The sequence below is a fragment of the Bradyrhizobium sp. BR14999 genome (genome assembly GCF_056106085.1).
Window position 1 is genome coordinate 4,270,698 of the sequence record NZ_CM148536.1, and the last position, 17,075, is coordinate 4,287,772.

The following is a 17,075-nucleotide window of genomic DNA, read 5'->3' on the forward strand; positions in this document are numbered from 1 at the left end:
CGAAGCGCTGAGCCCGGAATCCATTCATCCACCAACTCCTTGGCTTAATGGATTCCGGGTTCGCGCTGCGCGCGCCCCGGAATGACGTGTGGCTAGACCTGCCGCGTGGCTACACCTGCCGTCCCGCCAAATTCTTCACCGCCACGCCATCGCGCTCCTCGATGATCTCCGCAATCATCTGGCGGTGGCAGTGGGTGTGGTCGCGCTCGTAGCAGAGCAGGCACACGGGGCCGGCCGTCTTCACCAGCGCCGAGAGCTCGTCCATCTCTTCTCGCGCCTGCGGCGTCTTCAGGTGCTTTGAATAGATTTTTTCCAGCACGTCGTATTGGCCGCTGCGGGCGGCGAGGCGGCCTTCCTTCGGCGTGCCGAGCGCGGCGAGATGGATATAGGCGATACCGCGTTCGTCGAGTCCCGCGGAGAGCTGCTTCTTGGAGAAGCCCGGCCGTCGCGAGGACGTCACCGCGCGCACGTCGACCACGAGCTTGACGCCGGCCTGTTCCAGCTCGTCCAGCACGGCCTTGGGCGGCGTCTGCTCATAACCGATGGTGAAGAGCTTTTTCGCCTTTGCCATGGGAGACCTCAGCTCACCCGGGCGATCAGTTCCATGGCGCCGTGCGGCGCGCGCACCTTGCCCTCGTGGATGACGTAGGCGAACACGTCGCGCGGCTCCTTCGTCGGCTTGGCCTTGTCGACTTTCGGGAGGTCGTCGGGTTCGCTTCCCGACGCCCAGGCCTGAAAGCGCTCAGCCCAGGCATCGAGCTGCTTCGGCGGATAGCAGGTCTTGATCTCGTCATTGCCCTTCTGAAGCCGCGCATAGACGAAATCGCCGGCGACGTCGGCAATCGCCGGATATTTGCCGTGCTCGGCGAACACCACCGGCGTCTCGAATTCGCGGATCAGCGCGACGAAGTCAGGCGCGCAGAAGCTGTCATGGCGCACTTCCACGACATGGCGCAGCGCGCGCCCCTCGAGTTTGCGCGGCAGCAGCTCGAGGAACTTGCCGAAATCGGCGCCGTCGAATTTTTTGGTCGGCGCGAACTGCCAGAGCACAGGCCCGAGATGGTCGCCGAGCTCCAGCACGCCGGAATCGTAGAACCGCTTGATGGAATCGCCGGCCTCGGCGAGCACACGGCGGTTGGTGGCGAAGCGTGGGCCCTTTACCGAGAACACGAATCCCTCGGGCACTTCGCTTGCCCATTTGCGAAAGCTCTCCGGCTTCTGCGAGCCGTAATAGGTGCCGTTGATCTCGATCGAGGTCAGCTTCGAGGCCGCGTAGGACAACTCCTTGGCCTGCGTCAGCTTCTCCGGATAGAACACGCCGCGCCAGGGCTCGAAGGTCCAGCCGCCGATGCCGATGAAGATGTTGCCGGATTTTTTGGACGCGGTTTTTGCTTTGGCCACGGAAGGATCTCGCATCGACGGGGAGGGACCTCATCCTAATCAAACCAGTTGTGATTGGCCAGTTGGCCCGTCCCGTCTAAGCTCGCGACCCGCGAAGCAGGAGAACAAGAATGCGGATGCTGTTGCTGGGAGCCGCGCTCGTCATGATGACATCTGCTGCCATGGCGGATGACGACGACGCGAAAAGCGCACAGAAGCTCGCCCAGCAGGGCCGCGACGATTACTGGCATTGCCTGGCTCGGGAATATTCCCGCGATTCAAATCAGGGCCTGTCGGAACAGGATTTTGGCCGTTCGGTCGCGGGCGCCTGTCCGTCGGAGCGGCAATATTACCGGGTGGTGCTGCTCGACTATCTCACCACGCAATATCCCAACATCGATGCCGGCGCCCATCTCGCCACCGCGAACAGGGCGGTGGAGTCGGCGCAGAAGGACATCGTGACGGCCTTCGTCAAGCACCGGCCGCCGCAGAAATAGCTCCATTGACCGTTGCGGCCCGGCGGCCCTTCCGGCTCCGCGCTCATCCATGGTATCACTGGGCGCATCTGGAACAGGGATGGGTCCATGTCGTCTGTGTCGGTGGGGGGCATTCTGGGCGCGATCGTCGCGGCGATCGTGCTTGCGGTCGCCGTCGTGTTCGGACCGATTGGCCAGTACGGGAAGCCGCCCAAGCCGGCAAATATCGAGCAGGCCCCTACTGCGGCACCCGCAGCCCCGGCCGCTCCGGCGCCGCGAGGGCCGGTGATTCGGGAAGTACCCAACCAATAGGGCGCCAAAATCGGGTTTTGGTCCTCTTGCGAAGCGGGTTCGTCGTTCCTATTTACCTTTCAACGGCGACGTTGAGCGAAAACTCCGTCGCTGGGACGACCTTGGAATAGCTTGGGCTCGCGCCGGATGTACGCGCGGTCCGCCGTTCCGGGGTCGTTGGCATTTTAGGGCCTCTTTTGGGCCGTTCCCCTTGGAAAACCCCGGCTTGGCAGCGCATGACGCGGCGGATATACGCTGCCGTCATGAATGAAGTGATCAGACCGGGCGTCGACAACCTGCCGCAGGCTCAAGAAGGGCCGGAACTGTCGGTCATCGTCCCGACCTTCAACGAGCGTGACAACGTCACGGTGCTGTACCGGCGGCTGGAGGCGACACTCACCAACGTCGCCTGGGAGGTCGTGTTCGTCGACGACAATTCGCCCGACGGCACCTGGGACGTCGTGCGCGCGCTGGCGCAGCGCGACAGCCGCGTGCGCTGCGTGCGCCGCATCGGCCGCCGCGGCCTGTCGGGCGCCTGCATCGAGGGTATCCTCGCTTCGAGCGCACCCTTTGTGGCCGTGATCGACGCCGACCTCCAGCACGACGAGACGCAACTGCCGAAGATGCTGTTGCTGCTCGCGAGCGACGAGGCCGATCTCGTGGTCGGCAGCCGCTACATCGAGGGCTACAAGAGCGAGGGCTTCAACAAGCAGCGCGCCGGCGCCAGTGCGCTCGCAACCGAGGTCGCCAGGAAGATGCTGCGGGTCGAGATCGCCGATCCCATGAGCGGCTTCTTCATGATTCGCCGCGATCGTTTCGAGCAGCTCGCGCCAAAGCTTTCGGTGCACGGTTTCAAGATCCTGCTCGACCTCGTCGCGACCGCGCATGGCGGCTTGCGGGCGGTCGAGATTCCTTACACTTTCGGTGCCCGCCAGCACGGCGAGAGCAAGCTCGATTCCATGGTTGCGCTGGACTTCCTCGGCCTCGTTCTGGCCAAGCTGAGCAACGACATCGTCTCGCTGCGATTCATCCTGTTCGCCATGATCGGCGGCATCGGCCTCGTGGTGCACTTGACCACGCTGTTCATCGCGCTTCAGCTGTTCAAGGTGCCATTCCCGGAGGCGCAGGCCGCCGGCGCTATCGTCGCCATGACCAGCAATTTCATCCTCAACAACTTCCTCACCTATCGCGACCAGCGGCTGAAGGGTCTTGCGCTGCTGCGCGGCCTGATCGCCTTCTACATCGTGTGTAGCGTCGGCCTGCTCGCCAATGTCGGCGTCGCCTTCTCGGTCTACGACCAGGAGCCGATCTGGTGGCTGGCCGGCATGGCCGGAGCGCTGATGGGCGTGGTGTGGAATTACGCGATGTCCGGACTGTTCGTCTGGCGCAAGAAATAGAGCGATATGGGCGGAGCTGACGCGGGGATCGCCCGCAACACCGCGCTGGCAATTCTTGCGCTGATCGGCTTGCGACTGGTCGCCGCCGCGTTCACGCCGATCACCTTCGACGAAGCCTATTACTGGATGTGGTCGAACAATCTGGCGGGCGGTTACTACGACCACCCGCCGATGGTAGCCTATGTCATCCGCGCCGGCACCATGATCGCCGGCGACACCGAGCTCGGCGTTCGCCTCGTCTCGATTCTGCTGGCGCTGCCAATGAGCTATGCGGTCTATCGCTCCGCCGCGATCCTGTTCGGCGGCGCGCGCGTGGCCGCGAACAGCGCCATCCTGCTCAACGTGACGATGATGGCGTCGGTCGGCACGTTGATCGTGACGCCCGATGCGCCGCTGCTGGTCGCCTCCAGCTTCGTGCTGTTCTTCCTCGCAAAGGTGCTGGAGACCGGCCGCGGCGTTTGGTGGCTCGCGGTCGGCGCAGCCGTTGGCGCGGCGCTGCTGTCGAAATATACGGCAATGTTCTTCGGGCTAGCGATCCTAATCTGGCTCGCGGCCGTGCCGAAGCTCAGGCCCTGGTTCCTCTCGCCGTGGCCCTATCTCGGTGGTCTCGTTGCTCTTGCGCTGTTCTCGCCGGTGATCCTCTGGAATGCGGACCATCAATGGGTCTCGTTCGCAAAGCAGCTTGGCCGCGCCAGAATCGAGGACTTTCGCCCCGTCTTCATCGCCGAGCTGATCCCGACCCAGATCGCGTTCGCGACCCCGCTCGTCTTCATCCTGGGCGCGATGGGGCTGCATGCGCTGACCTGGCATCGGGCCGGTGCATTGGCCTCGCGCGTGCTGATCGAGGCGATGTTCTGGACCATCGTCGCCTATTTCGTCTGGCATTCCCTGCATGCCCGCGTCGAGGCCAACTGGTTCGCGCCGGTCTATCCGCCCTTCGTCGTCGCCGCGGCCGCTGCCGCCAACCTCGTGCAGTGGAAGCCGCGCCAGCGGCGCCTGGTCGATTTCTGCCTGCGCTGGGCCGCGCCAACAGGCGTCGTGATGTTTGCAGCCCTGATCGTGCAGGCCAATACCGGCTGGCTGTCCGGATATCGCCGCGATGCCACCGTGCGCAGCGTCGGCGTCGGTTGGCGCGAGCTTGCCGCCGAGATCGAAGCAGTACGCGTGCGCACTGGCGCGACCTGTGTGCTCGCGCAGGACTATGGCACCACGGGCTGGCTCGCCTTTTATCTGCCGCGCGGCACCTGCGTGGCGCAGCAGAGCCAGCGCATCCGCTGGGTTAACATGCCCGAGCCCGATCCCAAGCTGCTCGCCGGCAAGCTGCTCTATGTCGACGAGCTGCGCAGCGATGGTCATCCCGTCCTCAACGACCTCTTTGCGACGGTGACGCAGATTGCGCAATTGCAGCGCAAGCGCGGGCCGCTGGTGGTCGAGACCTACGGCATCGATCTCTTGGAAGGCGCCAAGGCCGACGTGCTCGACCGCTCCCCGCCGCCGGAAGCGCGCTAGCGGCCTCCTTCGCCGGGACGACGGCGAAGTATTCAATCCATCACCTCGGCCTCAGCCACAGCCTGCCTCGGCCCATCCCGGTCCCGCCAGAACCAGACGGTCACGACGCCGGAGCGGCCGCGGACCTGGGTGAGCAGGGGGCCCGACAGGACGCCGTCGGGAGCGCCGTGGAAGTCGGCGGTATTCAGCAGCGTATCGCTCAGCGCGAGCCGCGCGTCGTGCTGGGCGGCGATCTCCATCAGCCGGCTCGCGACGTTGACGGTGTCGCCGGTCGCCGTGATGTGCTGGTGGCTTTCGCCGAGGCGGGAGGCGACGATCTCGCCGAAATGCGCGCCGATCTTGAAGCCGAGCTGATCTCCGATCGCTGGCGGCAGCGAAGCGATCCAGTGCTCGACGCCGCGATGCAAGTCGATCGCGCATTTCAGCGCGCGCGCCGCGTCATCGGGCATGGCGCGCGGCAGGCCGAACAGGATCATGGCGCCGTCGCCGAGAAAGCCGGTGATCAAGCCGCCGCAATCGACTGCGGTCTTGTCCACTAGCGCGTGAAACGCCTTCAGCATGTCCTGGAGCGCGTCTGGATCGGTCCGTTCGCTCAGCGCCGTGAAGCCGGAGAGATCGATGAAGACCACGGCTGCGTCCTGGCGGACGGGCTTGGACAGGAAATTCGGATCACGTGCCAGCCAGTCCTGCACGGCCGGCGCCTGGAATTGCGCCAGCGACCTGCTCTTGGCGGCGAGATACTGTGTACGGCGGCCTCCCGCCCACAACTGCACGCCGGCAAAGACCGCAACCGGCGGCACCGTGGCCGCGAGCGTGGTCGCGGCGTTCAGCCAGACCCCATGCGTGAACGCGAACACGTTGAGCCCGGCCCAGGCGATCATCACCGCGGCCGCCGCCACGATGCCGGGCGCACTGCGCCGCCAGGCGAGCAGGCCGACCAGCAGCATCGGCAAGAGCATCGCGGCGAGTGCGTCGGCGATATGGACCCTGCGGTCGCGCACGATGCTATCGCCGGCGACGAGATGGGTGATTGCGGTCGAGACCACCTCGACACCCGGCATCAGCGAGTCGAACGGTGTCGGGTAGAAGTCGCCACCGCCCGCGACCGCGGCGCCGATCACGACGATCCGGTTTTCGATCGCCGCGCGGCTGAGCGTGCCGTCGAAGATGCTCTGCGCGCTCACGGTGCGGATGGTGCGGCGCGGGCCGTAATAGGTTATCGGCAGTGCGAAGTCGCTGTCGGTCGGCACCGTGCGGTCGCCGAGCCTGAGATGATCCGGCGCGATCGTCAGTGGCTTGTCCAGCGCGCGGGCCGCCACGCGCAAGGGAAACGACAGCTCGACCTTGTCGGCCGTCCGGAACAGCATCGGCACCGAGAGCGGCGAGCCCGACTGTCCCGTCGCGACGTTGACGACGCCGACCTCGGCATGGTCGGCGAATGCAGGCAGCGGTAGCAGGAAGCGCTCGGCCTGCGGCAGGACGGCGAGGGGACCTTCGCTGCTCGGCGCCACGGTCTCGCTGGCGGACGGGAAGATCGCCGCGGCGGCGAGCACCATGGGACCGGTGGCAAGTGTATTTGCCAGCGTCGCATCTCCGATCGCGGCGCTGCGGTCGACCAGCAGCAAGTCGATCGCGACGACCTTCGGCTTGAATTGCACGATGGTGTCGACGACACGCGCGAGATCGGCACGCGGCAGCGGATAGCTGCCGCCGCGCTTCACCACGGTATCGTCGATCGCGACGATGGTGACGAGATCAGGCGGACGCTGCACGCCGCGAACCTGGGTCCGCCAATCCGTCACCGTCGCCTCGAGGCGGTCGAGAAAGCGCAGATGGCCGTTGGCGTGCGCGCCATAGACGACCGCGCCCCACAGCGCTGTGAGGACGAGCGCCACCACGATCTGAACGCGTCGGCTACGCATGCGGTCGGTTTGCAATCTTCTGTTGTCCAAATCTCATTGGCCGAGCGTTGTTGACCCAGCCTTATTGTCTTGACTCAGCCTTATTGTCCAAGCCTCGCCATCAGCGCGTCGACGCGCGGCTGGCCCCATGTCTTGACGGTCAACGGGCCGGTTGGCTCGACATCGACGCCTTCACCCGGTCCGAGCACGACACCGCGTCCACGGGCCCTGCGGCTCACGCCGACACGGCCGTCGGCGACGAACACGGAGGTCTTGGTGTCAGCAACATCGACCGCCCATTTCGTGCCCCGCACCGCGGCGATCGCCTGCGGCGTCAGCACCTTGAAGGGATTGCCGCCGGGCTTCTTGGGCACCTCGATCAGCAGGGCTTTGCTGCTCAACTCCACGGAGTCTATATGTCCGTCGCGGTTGGCGTCCTTTAGTTCAAATCTGGCGCCGTTTTCGGCAATGATCGTGATGCCGTTGTCGCAGCGCCAGACTTGCGTGCCCGCGACCGACGGTGATGCCGTGCAGCCCGCATTGGTCGCAGGCTGTGCACTTGCAAACCCAATCAACGATAATGACCACGCCAGGGCGTAAAACCCGGCGCGCGAAAAGCCTCTCATGCCAGCCTCCGTTTCGCGTGCTCGGCACAGTTCAAGGCGATGTTGATACGCCACCGTATCACCCGCAGAGGCTGCTGAAAAGTGCCGAGGTGGGAGCTATTTTCTCGTGGCGACGATTGCCAGACCGGCGCGATCAACTTTCAGTCACGGCGCCGGTGCCGCATGAGCGCTTCTCCGCGGTGTGAGATGCGCGTGAGTTGTTGCCGCGGTCAGCCGGCTCGGGGCAGGGCTGCTGGAAGCGGCGTCCACCAGCCTCGCGCAATGCTCCGCCGCTACCGTGAGGCAGTATTGAAGACCACGAAAATGACTTGGTTGGATGCGTTTAGAAAGGCGGCCGAGGAGGGTCGCTGACCGCACCGATCCGGCCGAGAATTATAGTTAATAATCTCGCCTAAGTCCGTAGTTCTGCGGGCTTTTTTCTCGAAATGGGACAGCATTAACGAGTTGCCCCACATCCGCCTGAACTTAATCCGCATTTAACTAAAAGTCGCCTTAATGACGCTCCGACCCTCTGCGAGATGCTGTTCCCGGATCGTGACCAGCGGCGCTTCGAAGGGGGACTGAGTGACACCGTCCTGGACGCAAGGCGAATGAGTACGAGTATCGCTGCGCAGAGTAACGCGGCACGGAAGTCCAAGAAATTCTCGAAGAATTATTCGCGGAAATCTTCCCGGAAAATGACCACCCACAATTGGCTTGGCGCCGCGGCGATCGGCTGCGTCGTGATCGGCGCCGGCTGGACCATCTACACCGACATCCTCGGCGCCAGCGTCTATCCAACCGTCGGTAACAGCGGCTACGACGAGCCGGTGATCAAGCGTGCGCCCAAGGTCGCGCTGCGCGAGGCGGGTGAGGCGGTCAAGGAAGCCTTCGCGCTCTTGCCCGACCGGTTGCAGGTGGCCGCGCCGATCTCGCGCGAGATGTTCAATGAGCGCTTTGCCGCGGCTGCGACCCAAGGTGTGGCCTCGAACGCGGCCAGCGCCGCGCCTGCCGCGCCCGCAACCAGGGTTGCCGAGGCCAAGGACACCAAGGATACCGCGAAGCCGAGCATGATCGCGAAGGTCGCGGAGGTGCAGAAGCCGCAAGCGCCTGCCAAATCCGGGGACGCCGGCAAGGCCAAGCGCGCTGACGCAGGCGTGCAGCTGGCCTCGGCCGATCCGGCCGAGATCGTGCCGGCGCCCGAGGCAAAGCCAAAATCCTTCGCCGATCGCGCCAAGGCCGCGGTGATGTCGATCACCGGTCCGCGCCAGTCGATGATCGAAAAACTCTGGGGCAAGCGTGAGCCGTCCGGCGGGCTGCTCGCCTATGCCTCGGCCGATGCCAGCATTACCGCGTCCATCGCGCCGAAGGAGCAGAACCCGATGCTTGGCGGCGCGCCGCCCTATGAACGCGACACCGCGGTCTACGACATCACCGCCAAGACGGTCTATCTGCCCGATGGCACCAAGCTCGAGGCGCATTCCGGCCTCGGCTCCAATCTCGACGACCCGCGCTCGTCGAAAATCCGCATGCGCGGCGTGACGCCGCCGCACATCTACACGCTGAAGCCGCGCGAGGCGCTGTTCCACGGGGTGCCGGCGCTGCGCCTGACCCCGGTCGGCGGCGAGAGTGCGATCTACGGCCGCGACGGCTTGCTGGCGCACACCTTCATGCTGGGGCCGAACGGCGATTCCAACGGCTGTGTGTCGTTCAAGGATTATTACGCATTCCTCGACGCCTACCGCAACAAGGGTATCCGCAAGCTCGCGGTGCTGGCGCGGGTGGAATGACGTCGGCAAAGCCCGCCGATGTCTGCCCGTCTAAAGCGCGATGAGATGAGGATGAATCGTCATCGCGCTTTTGGGCCGACTTCAATGCCCCCTTTCGGAGGAACGTCCAGATTCAGCCGGCACTCACGCCAGCGCATCGCCGCGCGCGATGATCGCGAAGCGGTCTGACAGCTCGGCCAGCGCGACCTCGTGGATGGTCCGGGCGTCCAGCGTGCCGCCGCGGCCGTCGGGCAGATCACGCGTGGCGCAGGAATCGGCATCGATGGTCGTGCGAAAGCCGAGATCGAGCGCGGCACGGGCGGTGGAGCTGACGCACATGTGCGTCATGAAGCCGGCCAGCACGATGTTCTTGCGTCCACTCGCGGCGAGCTGCGCCTGCAAGTCGGTGCCGGCGAATGCGTTCGGCAACTCCTTCTCGATCACGAGCTCGTCCGCGCGCGGCGCGAGCTCGGCGACGATGGCGCCGCGATCGGCGGAGCGATCGAACAGGCCGCCGGATTTGCCGCGATGGGCGATATGGATGATCGCAGATCCGCGCTCACGCGCCCGTGCCAGCAGGCCGGCCGCCCGCGCAATCGCAGGCTTGGCATCGGGCAGGGCGAGGGGACCTGCGAGATATTCATTCTGGATGTCGATCAGCACCAGCGCGGCGTCGCCAAGACGCGGCGGGGTGAGGTCGGCACCGGCGAGCTGCAGCAGGGTCTTTGCGGGCGTCATGATCTTCAGAATCTCCAAGGCGGAACGTTGACCTAGCATAGCTCGTCGGGTTCCTGCTGATATGCAGGGATATTGCAGCCGATGGCTGCGATATTGCAGGTCAATGCCGGCCGATATAGGCTTGAAGCCATGAATTGGGACGATCTTCGCATCATCGCCGCAGTCAGGGACGAGGGCACCTATGCCGGCGCCAGCGCGCGGCTGCGCATCGACGAGACCACGGTCGGACGCCGGCTGTCGCGCATCGAGCGAGCGCTCGGCCTGCGCCTGTTCGAGGCTGCGGACGGTCTCCGCAAGCCGACCCGTCAGTGCGAGGCGGTGCTGGCGCACGTCCAGGCCATGGCGGTGCATGCCGCCGAGATCGGCCGCATCAGCGAGAGCCTGCCGGGCCCGGTGGGACGACTGCGCATCGCCACGACCAATGCGGTCGCCGAGGAGGTGCTGGCGCCGCGCGCGAGCGACTTCCTGCGCGCCAATCCCGGCCTGACGCTGCAATTCCTGACCTCGAGCGAGAACGTCAAATTCTCGCGCTGGGAAGCCGATCTCGCGATCCGTCTGCGCAAGCCCGACAAGGGAGACTTCTCGATCTCCAAACTCGGCGACATCCGCATCTACTATTTCGAACCGGTCGCGACTGAAGGCGAGCCGATGCTGTGTGCCTATCCGGACGAGCTCGGCACCATTCCCGAGATGCAATTCCTGCGGACGAAGAAAATCCGGCCGCGCTGCGTCACCGACAATGTCCGCGTCATCCGCACGCTGATCCACTCGCACCAGGCCTCGGGCGTGCTGCCGGAGCACAGCTGCACCGACTTGCTCGGCGACCGCCGCCTGCGCGCCACGCTGCTGCCGAAACGGCGCGACGTCTGGCTACTCGTGCAAAACCATCTCAAGCGCGACGCCGCGACGCGCGTGACGATCGACTGGGTGCGGGCCTGTTTCAGCGAGCTTGCGCGGGGTTAACCCCGAGAGCGCGTGAACCCGAAGGGGCCGCTCATTGGCGGCCCCCCGCATATCCGTTGTGTCGCCCTGCGATGAACGCGTGGCCGCGCCTGTGCGACCAAGATCGCGGAGCCGGGATTGCATGCGCGCAAAAGTTGCGTAATCTCGCGACGACTACGGACTTGATCAGGGCAGGTGCATGACCATTCTTCAGGAAACGATCCGGCCGCGGTCGTCGGCGCAGTCGCGGGAATGGAAGGCGATTGTCATCTTGATTCTGCTGATCCCGGTGCTGTGGTCGCCGCCGTTCCTGTTTCGCTTTTTCCTATATCAGCCGTTCAACATCCCTTCTGGTTCGATGGCGCCGACGCTGATGGTCGGCGACTACGTCTTTGCCGCAAAATATGCCTATGGCTACGGTCGCTATTCCTTCCCGTTCGCGCAGTCCTGGATCTCGGGCCGTGTCTTTGCCGCCGAGCCGGAGTATGGGGACATCGTCGTATTCCGGACGCCGAAGGATACCTCGGTCGACTACGTCAAGCGTGTGGTCGGGCTGCCCGGCGACCGCATCCAGATGCGGCAGGGCCAGCTCATCCTCAACGACCGTCCGGTGACGCGCGTCGCCCTCAAGTACGGCCTCGCCGGCACAGCCTGCGGTGTGGACGGCGGCGTCAAGGTCAGGCGCTGGCGCGAGACGCTGCCGAGCGGGGCGTCCTATGTGACCTATGACTGCATCGACAACGGCTTCCTGGACAATACCAACGTCTTCACAGTGCCGCCGGGCCACTTCTTCGTGCTCGGCGACAACCGCGACAATTCCACCGACAGCCGCATGATGTCGACATTCGGTTTCGTGCCGATGGACAATCTCGTCGGGAAGGTGACGCGGATCTTCTGGTCGCTCGACGAAGACGGCGAGCCGCACATGGAGCGGTTGGGGAAGGTGGAGTGAGGCCCCCGTCATTCCGGGCTCGCGCCCAAGAGGGGCGCGCCCCGGAATGACGAGTGGGGAGATTCTGCCCCAAAAACAAAAACCCCGGCATCGCTGCCGGGGTTTCGTAGTCGTTGAGGTGGCCGGACCTTAGAAGTCCATGCCGCCCATGCCGCCACCGGGGGGCATCGCCGGACCGGCGCCGCCCTTCTTGGGCAGTTCGGCGACCATCGCTTCCGTGGTGATCAGGAGCGCGGCCACCGAGGCTGCGTTCTGGATCGCGGTACGGACCACCTTGGTCGGGTCGATGATGCCCTTCTTGACGAGGTCCGCATATTCGCCGGTCTGGGAGTCGAAGCCGTAATTGTAGGCCTTGTTCTCCAGGATCTTGCCGACGATCACCGAGCCGTCTTCACCGGCGTTGATCGCGATCTGGCGAGCGGGAGCCGACAGAGCCTTGCGCACGATCTCGACGCCGGTCTTCTGGTCGTCGTTCTTGGTGCGCAGGCCCTTGAGCTGCTCGGAAGCACGGAGCAGGGCGACGCCGCCGCCCGGGACGATGCCTTCTTCCACGGCCGCGCGGGTCGCATGCATCGCGTCATCAACGCGATCCTTGCGCTCCTTCACCTCGACCTCGGTCGCGCCGCCGACGCGGATCACCGCGACGCCGCCGGCGAGCTTGGCCAGACGCTCCTGGAGCTTCTCACGGTCGTAGTCCGAGGTGGTCTCCTCGATCTGCGCCTTGATCTGGGCCACGCGCGCCTCGATGTCGGCCTTCTTGCCGGCGCCGTTGACGATCGTGGTGTTCTCCTTGTCGATCATCACCTTCTTGGCGCGACCGAGCATGTTGAGCGTGACGTTCTCGAGCTTGATGCCGAGATCTTCCGAGATCGCCTGGCCGCCGGTCAGGATCGCGATGTCCTGCAGCATGGCCTTGCGGCGATCGCCGAAGCCCGGAGCCTTGACGGCCGCGACCTTCAGGCCGCCGCGCAGGCGGTTCACGACCAGGGTCGCGAGGGCTTCGCCTTCGACGTCCTCGGCGACGATGACCAGCGGCTTGCCAGTCTGCACCACGGCCTCGAGCAGCGGCAGCAGCTCATTCAGCGAGGAGAGCTTCTTCTCGTTAATGAGGATGTAGGCGTCGTCCATCTCAACGCGCATCTTGTCGGCGTTGGTGACGAAGTAGGGCGAGATGTAGCCGCGGTCGAACTGCATGCCCTCGACGACGTCGAGCTCGGTCTCGAGCGACTTGGCTTCCTCGACGGTGATGACACCCTCGTTGCCGACCTTCTTCATGGCGTCGGAGAGGAACTTGCCGATCTCGGCGTCGCCGTTGGCGGAGATGGTGCCGACCTGGGCGATCTCGTCGTTCGAGGTGACCTTCTTGGAGTTCTTCTGGAGGTCCGCAACCACGGCCTCGACCGCGAGGTCGATACCGCGCTTGAGGTCCATCGGGTTCATGCCGGCGGCCACCGACTTGGCGCCTTCCTTCACGATTGCCGCCGCAAGCACGGTCGCGGTGGTGGTGCCGTCGCCGGCCGCGTCAGCGGACTTGGAGGCGACTTCGCGCACCATCTGGGCGCCCATGTTCTCGAACTTGTCATCGAGCTCGATCTCCTTGGCGACGGTGACGCCGTCCTTGGTGATGCGCGGAGCGCCGAACGACTTGTCGAGCACGACGTTGCGGCCCTTCGGGCCGAGGGTGACTTTCACCGCATTGGCGAGGATGTCGACGCCGCGTAGCATTTTGTCGCGCGCTTCAACCGAGAATTTGACTTCTTTGGCTGCCATCTGGAATTTTCCTTGAGGTGTTTGACTGGAGGGAAAGAGAGGCTCTTAGGCCGCCTTCTTCTTGGAAGCGGGGACGTCGAGGACGCCCATGATGTCGCTTTCCTTCATGATCAGCAGGTCTTCGCCGTCGATCTTGACTTCGGTGCCGGACCACTTGCCGAACAGCACGCGGTCGCCGATCTTGAGGTCGATCGGGATCAGCTTGCCGGCTTCGTCGCGGCCACCGGGGCCGACGGCGATGACTTCGCCCTGGGAGGGCTTTTCCTTGGCAGTGTCGGGAATGATGATGCCGCCAGCGGTCTTCTCTTCTGCGTCGATGCGCTTGACCACGACGCGGTCGTGAAGCGGACGGAATTTCATGCAGTCCTCCTAAGCAATTGCACGAGTTGAGGATTTTTAGATGGTTAGCAGTCGTTGCCCGCGAGTGCTAGCACGGGCGAGGCAGAAATAGGACGGGAATTTTGCGGGGGCAAGGGCTTTTAGCAGAAAAATTAGCACCCGGAAGCGCGGACTGCCAGAATCTCTTTTCCATCGTTAACGGCGCGCCGGGCCCGTATTAGCACGGAGTCGTGTCTGCTGCTAACGCATTGAATTTCAACAGCTTGTTAAACTTTTGGGCTTGAGATGAATTGTCAGTTTGCGTCACATTTCTCACATGTGAGCGCATCAGTACCGGGTGGCTCGTCAAGTACACACCGACCAGGCCGCCCCCTTCAATGCGCTCCTGCAAAGGAGGTTGGCATGGGACTGCGGAGTGGGGGCGTTTCCGAGGATTTCCGGAAACAGATGCTGGGTTACGGGCTGACGACGGCGCAAATTCTCTACCGGATGCCGGATCATCCCTCGCTGCTCCAGACGTATGTCTGGCAGAACTACGACATGTTTCCGAAATTTCCGGCACTGAAGGATTTCCTCGCCTTCTGGCAGGAAAAGCTCGACGGGCCCTTGTTCTCGGTGACGGTGGCGCATTCCAAGCTGATCAAGCCGGCCGAGCTGCGCGCCGTAGATGGCGTGTTCCGGCTGCATTGAGGAGAGATCAGACGCCGCCGCTGCAATAGCGTTTCCACATCGCGCGATAGGCGTCGTCCACCGCTCGCGCGTATGAGGCAGGATTGCCGGCGGCAGCAGCGTCGATCTGTCCGGGCAGTTCGCGGCGCAGCTTGTCGAGGTCGCTGATCTGCGCCGCACCGCCAGCTGCGATTTCGATATAGGCCTCATCGCCATCCGCGACCCAGTTCGGCAGGCCAAGCGCGGTGAGGATGGCGCCGCCGGCACGGCTGGGCAGACTGGTCCCGAGCTTCGCCACCACGGGCACCCCCATCTGCAAGGCTTCCAATGTGCTGACGCCGCCATTCTGCGGGAAGGTGTCGAGCGCAATGTCGACGCGATTGAACGATGCCAGATGTTCGCTTCGCAAGGTGGCTCCGAGCAGATCGACGCGTTCGGCCGGCAATCGGCAAGCCGCAAACCGCGCCAGCAGATTGTCGCGGACCAGTTGATCGTCCCGTGCAACATCCTTGATCAGAAGTCGCGAACCCGGCACCCGCTCGAGAATCCTGGACCAGACTTCCACCGCCTCATCCGAAATCTTGCTGATGCGGTTGAAGACACCGAATGTGACGAAGCCGTTCGAGAGCGCCGGCATTGGCGCGCGAGCAATCCCGGCCGGCAGTGGTGCCAGCGTCACGAAGCACGGCAGGTCGACAATGGTCTCCGCAAACAGATGCCGAACCGCGAAAGGAATCGCGACGGGGTCCGAGAACAAATAATCGATCGTTGGCAGCCCCGTGCCAGTGCCGTGGCCCCAACCATGCACCTGGATCGGTGCCGGCTTGCGCGCGAACACGCCGAGCCGGTTTCCTCTGGTATGGCCGGACAGATCGATCAGGATATCGACGCCATCGGCGCGGATTTGAGCGGCGAGGCGATCGTCGGTCCATTGCGAGGCGTCGCGCCAGCGATCGGCGAACCCTTGAAATTCGCCGGTCGTCGCATCCACCTTTGACGAACAAGAGTAGCACACGATCTCGAACTGCGCCCGGTCATGGTGTTGCAGGACTGGCTTGAAAACGAACGCGGCCGAATGCGCGTTAAAATCCGACGAGACATAGCCAAGCACCAGACGGCGATCCAGATCGCGGCCATTGTCATGTCGGTCCCGCCGCTTCTGAAGCGATTTTCGCGCCGATCCGCTCCCACCATACTCGCCGCGCTTGCTGATGCTGCTCAACGCTGGCGTCCGGCATAAAATCGAGCGTGAATATCTTGTTGGAAATCGCGCTCTGGAGGTCAGGCTGGATGTCAAGGGCTCTGTCGAAGCTGGCGAGGGCTTCCTCGACCCGGCCAAGCCCGGCGAGACAAAGGCCGAGCACCGAGTAAGCTTGAATGGAATCGGGAGCGATCGCGAGGGCCTTCTCGCAATCGTGCGATGCCTGGGCAACTTGCTGGATCTGAAGCAGGACACCGGCCCGCGCGAGCCACCCATTCGCGTCGTCGGGTGCCAGCGCGATTGCCCGATCGCCGTCTGCCAGGGCTTCATCAAAATCGCTGAAGTTCTCGCAACGCGATGGCGCGGTTCGCGAGCGCTGAGGCATAGTCAGGCTTGATCGACAGCGCGCGGTTCAGGCTTGCGACGGCCTCGTCATAGTTGCGCTGACGGCAGAGCGCCCAACCCCGACCGTTGTGGGCTTCGGCAAGGTTGGCGTTAATCGCGAGCGCCTTGTCGTAGCTCTCGAGCGCTTCCTCGACTAGATCACGCTCGCGTTGCCGAGATTGGACAGGGCCAGGGCGTAGTTGGGTCGCAAGGCGAGGGCCTTTCGATAGCTCTCGCGTGCCTCATCGTGACGTCGTAGCCCGTTTCGCGCAACGCCTAGGCTCATATGAGCCTCGGCAGATCGCGGATCCACGGCAACCGCTCGGCTTAGCAGAATTTCGGCTTGCTGGTAGTTTTTGGCATCAGACTCCAAAGTGCCGAGCATATGCAGCGCGATGAATTGATTGGGTGCGAGCTGCAGGAGTTGGCGATAGGCAGTCTGGGCCTCGGGGAGAAGCCCCATCTTGTGCAGCTGGAGTGCGTGCCCCAGCAATGGCAACACTTCGGCCTTTTGCCGTTTCTGAAGCCGGGCATTTTGAAATGCACGCTGACCTACGCTGTTGCCCATGAATCAATTTCCCCAGAATCTCCCGGCGAGACTAATTCAGCGTGAGAACGAATACGAGACGATAGCCGCTCGCCACGACAGCTTGGGACAAGCTACGACCGATTGGGTCGTCGAGTGACTGGCCTTAAGCCCGGCAATTGCTGCCTCGTCCAAGACTGGATAATCTGCCTTTCGGGTTGTACCC

The 17,075-nt window shown here is 64.0% G+C and carries 15 protein-coding genes and 1 pseudogene; 8 read left to right on the forward strand and 8 right to left on the reverse strand.

What is annotated here, in order from left to right; genetic code table 11:
• Positions 1–109 precede the first annotated feature (109 nt).
• Positions 110–571 (reverse strand): DUF488 domain-containing protein, encoded by a 462-nt coding sequence (locus ACR9YP_RS19615; protein WP_474220891.1) that lies wholly within the window; start codon positions 569–571, stop codon positions 110–112.
• 8 nt (positions 572–579) lie between these two features.
• The gene (locus tag ACR9YP_RS19620; protein ID WP_474220893.1) at positions 580–1,416 is read right to left on the reverse strand and encodes a DUF72 domain-containing protein; all 837 of its coding nucleotides are present in this window, start codon (positions 1,414–1,416) and stop codon (positions 580–582) included.
• Positions 1,417–1,511: 95 nt separating this feature from the next.
• Between ACR9YP_RS19620 and ACR9YP_RS19625 the strand changes: the two genes are divergently transcribed.
• The 4 genes from ACR9YP_RS19625 (at position 1,512) to ACR9YP_RS19640 (ending at position 5,053) form a co-directional block, all read left to right on the forward strand.
• Entirely contained in the window at positions 1,512–1,877 is a 366-nt protein-coding gene (locus tag ACR9YP_RS19625; protein WP_091888903.1) for a hypothetical protein, read from the forward strand.
• 87 nt (positions 1,878–1,964) lie between these two features.
• Complete coding sequence (locus ACR9YP_RS19630) at positions 1,965–2,168, forward strand: hypothetical protein (RefSeq protein ID WP_474220894.1); 204 nt, start codon at positions 1,965–1,967, stop codon at positions 2,166–2,168.
• Positions 2,169–2,410: 242 nt separating this feature from the next.
• Positions 2,411–3,544 carry a glycosyltransferase family 2 protein gene (locus tag ACR9YP_RS19635; protein ID WP_474220896.1) on the forward strand — a complete coding sequence of 378 codons (1,134 nt, stop codon included), beginning with the start codon at positions 2,411–2,413 and terminating at the stop codon, positions 3,542–3,544.
• 6 nt (positions 3,545–3,550) lie between these two features.
• Positions 3,551–5,053 carry a glycosyltransferase family 39 protein gene (locus ACR9YP_RS19640; RefSeq protein ID WP_474220897.1) on the forward strand — a complete coding sequence of 501 codons (1,503 nt, stop codon included), beginning with the start codon at positions 3,551–3,553 and terminating at the stop codon, positions 5,051–5,053.
• Positions 5,054–5,085: 32 nt separating this feature from the next.
• Here the strand turns inward: ACR9YP_RS19640 and ACR9YP_RS19645 are convergent, their stop codons facing one another.
• Entirely contained in the window at positions 5,086–6,975 is a 1,890-nt protein-coding gene (locus tag ACR9YP_RS19645; protein ID WP_474220899.1) for a CHASE2 domain-containing protein, read from the reverse strand.
• Between the two features lie 80 nt (positions 6,976–7,055).
• Positions 7,056–7,580 carry a FecR domain-containing protein gene (locus ACR9YP_RS19650; protein WP_474220900.1) on the reverse strand — a complete coding sequence of 175 codons (525 nt, stop codon included), beginning with the start codon at positions 7,578–7,580 and terminating at the stop codon, positions 7,056–7,058.
• Positions 7,581–8,257: 677 nt separating this feature from the next.
• Here ACR9YP_RS19650 and ACR9YP_RS19655 point away from each other — a divergent pair.
• A complete protein-coding gene (locus ACR9YP_RS19655) occupies positions 8,258–9,349 on the forward strand; it encodes a DUF2778 domain-containing protein (RefSeq protein ID WP_474220902.1) in 1,092 nt (363 codons plus the stop codon).
• 123 nt (positions 9,350–9,472) lie between these two features.
• On the opposite strand, the gene ACR9YP_RS19660 is transcribed toward ACR9YP_RS19655, so the two are convergent.
• Entirely contained in the window at positions 9,473–10,066 is a 594-nt protein-coding gene (locus tag ACR9YP_RS19660) for a cysteine hydrolase family protein (protein ID WP_474220903.1), read from the reverse strand.
• 129 nt (positions 10,067–10,195) lie between these two features.
• On the opposite strand from ACR9YP_RS19660, the gene ACR9YP_RS19665 reads away from it, so the two are divergent.
• Together ACR9YP_RS19665 and lepB are read left to right on the forward strand one after the other, a co-directional pair.
• On the forward strand, positions 10,196–11,029 hold the full coding sequence (locus ACR9YP_RS19665) for a LysR family transcriptional regulator (RefSeq protein ID WP_474221089.1): 834 nt from the start codon (positions 10,196–10,198) through the stop codon (positions 11,027–11,029).
• 178 nt (positions 11,030–11,207) lie between these two features.
• Positions 11,208–11,960, forward strand: a complete 753-nt coding sequence (gene lepB, locus ACR9YP_RS19670; protein WP_474220905.1) for a signal peptidase I — start codon at positions 11,208–11,210, stop codon at positions 11,958–11,960.
• Positions 11,961–12,089: 129 nt separating this feature from the next.
• Here lepB and groL read toward each other — a convergent pair whose 3' ends face one another.
• Both groL and ACR9YP_RS19680 read right to left on the reverse strand, forming a co-directional pair.
• The gene (groL, locus tag ACR9YP_RS19675; protein WP_235545309.1) at positions 12,090–13,730 is read right to left on the reverse strand and encodes a chaperonin GroEL; all 1,641 of its coding nucleotides are present in this window, start codon (positions 13,728–13,730) and stop codon (positions 12,090–12,092) included.
• A gap of 45 nt (positions 13,731–13,775) precedes the next feature.
• On the reverse strand, positions 13,776–14,090 hold the full coding sequence (locus ACR9YP_RS19680; protein WP_091888887.1) for a co-chaperone GroES: 315 nt from the start codon (positions 14,088–14,090) through the stop codon (positions 13,776–13,778).
• 381 nt (positions 14,091–14,471) lie between these two features.
• On the opposite strand from ACR9YP_RS19680, the gene ACR9YP_RS19685 reads away from it, so the two are divergent.
• On the forward strand, positions 14,472–14,759 hold the full coding sequence (locus tag ACR9YP_RS19685; protein ID WP_091888885.1) for an usg protein: 288 nt from the start codon (positions 14,472–14,474) through the stop codon (positions 14,757–14,759).
• A 7-nt stretch (positions 14,760–14,766) separates the two neighbouring features.
• On the opposite strand, the pseudogene ACR9YP_RS19690 reads toward ACR9YP_RS19685, so the two are convergent.
• A pseudogene (locus ACR9YP_RS19690) lies at positions 14,767–16,891 on the reverse strand (O-linked N-acetylglucosamine transferase, SPINDLY family protein).
• Between the last annotated feature and the right edge of the window lie 184 nt (positions 16,892–17,075).

Excerpts from the sequence above, each read along its gene's own strand:
- ACR9YP_RS19615 (WP_474220891.1), bottom strand. The coding sequence starts at position 571 with ATGGCAAAGGCGAAAAAGCTCTTCACCATCGGTTATGAGCAGACGCCG.
- ACR9YP_RS19620 (WP_474220893.1), bottom strand. The coding sequence starts at position 1,416 with ATGCGAGATCCTTCCGTGGCCAAAGCAAAAACCGCGTCCAAAAAATCC.
- ACR9YP_RS19625 (WP_091888903.1), top strand. The coding sequence starts at position 1,512 with ATGCGGATGCTGTTGCTGGGAGCCGCGCTCGTCATGATGACATCTGCT.
- ACR9YP_RS19630 (WP_474220894.1), top strand. The coding sequence starts at position 1,965 with ATGTCGTCTGTGTCGGTGGGGGGCATTCTGGGCGCGATCGTCGCGGCG.
- ACR9YP_RS19635 (WP_474220896.1), top strand. The coding sequence starts at position 2,411 with ATGAATGAAGTGATCAGACCGGGCGTCGACAACCTGCCGCAGGCTCAA.
- ACR9YP_RS19640 (WP_474220897.1), top strand. The coding sequence starts at position 3,551 with ATGGGCGGAGCTGACGCGGGGATCGCCCGCAACACCGCGCTGGCAATT.
- ACR9YP_RS19645 (WP_474220899.1), bottom strand. The coding sequence starts at position 6,975 with ATGCGTAGCCGACGCGTTCAGATCGTGGTGGCGCTCGTCCTCACAGCG.
- ACR9YP_RS19650 (WP_474220900.1), bottom strand. The coding sequence starts at position 7,580 with ATGAGAGGCTTTTCGCGCGCCGGGTTTTACGCCCTGGCGTGGTCATTA.
- ACR9YP_RS19655 (WP_474220902.1), top strand. The coding sequence starts at position 8,258 with ATGACCACCCACAATTGGCTTGGCGCCGCGGCGATCGGCTGCGTCGTG.
- ACR9YP_RS19660 (WP_474220903.1), bottom strand. The coding sequence starts at position 10,066 with ATGACGCCCGCAAAGACCCTGCTGCAGCTCGCCGGTGCCGACCTCACC.
- ACR9YP_RS19665 (WP_474221089.1), top strand. The coding sequence starts at position 10,196 with ATGAATTGGGACGATCTTCGCATCATCGCCGCAGTCAGGGACGAGGGC.
- lepB (WP_474220905.1), top strand. The coding sequence starts at position 11,208 with ATGACCATTCTTCAGGAAACGATCCGGCCGCGGTCGTCGGCGCAGTCG.
- groL (WP_235545309.1), bottom strand. The coding sequence starts at position 13,730 with ATGGCAGCCAAAGAAGTCAAATTCTCGGTTGAAGCGCGCGACAAAATG.
- ACR9YP_RS19680 (WP_091888887.1), bottom strand. The coding sequence starts at position 14,090 with ATGAAATTCCGTCCGCTTCACGACCGCGTCGTGGTCAAGCGCATCGAC.
- ACR9YP_RS19685 (WP_091888885.1), top strand. The coding sequence starts at position 14,472 with ATGGGACTGCGGAGTGGGGGCGTTTCCGAGGATTTCCGGAAACAGATG.